The 1,305-nt window shown below is 41.6% G+C and carries 1 protein-coding gene; it reads left to right on the forward strand.

Features of this window, described 5'->3' with window-relative positions; translation table 11 throughout:
• Positions 1 to 282: 282 nt before the first annotated feature.
• Positions 283 to 834, forward strand: coding sequence for a GNAT family N-acetyltransferase (locus LD39_RS21320; RefSeq protein WP_035553762.1), 552 nt, complete (start codon positions 283 to 285; stop codon positions 832 to 834).
• Positions 835 to 1,305 lie beyond the last annotated feature (471 nt).

The following is a 1,305-nucleotide window of genomic DNA, read 5'->3' on the forward strand; positions in this document are numbered from 1 at the left end:
AAAACAATAGAAAAAAATTCTAGCAGATTTGATAAAAATTTTATTCACATTTTTTATGAATTCGATTATGATAAACATAGATGCTACTGTATAAGATTATGGTATAGGGAAGGCAAATGGTGCGCCACCAGTTGAAGTAAAACTGGTTCTAGTGGGTTCGATTCCCACCCCGAATTTTTGTGAGCAATTGATAAAAATTCGAGGGTGGTACGAACCAACCAGTGAGCAGCATTTGCTTTCTTGTGTTCAAATCACCCTCCTCAAATCAAGGAGGGATTTTTTATGCTAAAAAAGCGTGAGTTACATGACGCCCCGGTTCTTTTTGAGTTAATGAGCCATCCAGAAGTTTTTCCGTATGTCCGTCATAAGGCATCGTCTACTGACGAGTTTTACTTTTTAACAAAACAGACCATAGAAGCAGAAGATCGGGGGGAATTGATCTCACGTACCATCCTTGATGAGTGGGGGCACCCGATTGGAACAATCAACTTGTTTGATGTCCAAGAAAATAAAGGCTTTTTAGCTACTTGGATTGGCCAGCCATACTTTGGAAAAGGGTATAACAAAATTGCGAAAGAGGCGTTTTTCGAGGAGTTGTTCTTCCAGTTGGATATTGAAGCAATTTTCATGAAGATTCGCCGTACGAACCAGCGGTCGATGAAAGCGGCATTGAAAATTCCTTATGTATCAGCTGGTAATGACACTTATCCAGAAGTGCTTTCGTGGGTGAATCGCAATGAGGATGTCTATGATTTGTTCGTCATCACAAAGGAACAATACATGTTCCACTACTATGGAGAGCAAGAACAAAATGAAGGAGCAATGGAAGCATAAGCCAATCGCTTATGCTTTTTTATTTTGCTGGATAAACGCACCTTTGCTTTTTGCGATAAGTTATTTTCTTCAATAAATCCACAAAGGTTATTCAAGATAAGTACAGGATTGTTGAAGACTCGATTTCGAGATAACTTGGTCCATTGCCGGGAAAGAACTAGGAGTGGCTGGGGAACGACTTGCTTTCCTGCGGGGGAACTGGCAAGCCTCCTCGGTCGTTTTACTCCCTGCGGGGTCTCGCCTAGCTCCTTCTCCCGCGGGAGTCTCGACGTTTCCCATCCACGCCATCTGTCATTTAGCTTATGGACCCATCTTCATCAGAATAGTCAGTCATCATTTATACGGCTTAGTCGTACACTGTTGTATTTGAGTTTTTTCACCAACAATAGGCACACATATTAAGTGTTTCCGTTATCCAAACAACTCCAATAAGGTCCGGGAAATTGCGAGACTCCTATGGGATGAACATGA

The sequence above is a fragment of the Halobacillus sp. BBL2006 genome (assembly GCF_000786645.1).
Taxonomy (GTDB): Bacteria; Bacillota; Bacilli; order Bacillales; family Halobacillaceae; genus Halobacillus.

Excerpts from the sequence above, each read along its gene's own strand:
- LD39_RS21320 (WP_035553762.1), top strand. The coding sequence starts at position 283 with ATGCTAAAAAAGCGTGAGTTACATGACGCCCCGGTTCTTTTTGAGTTA.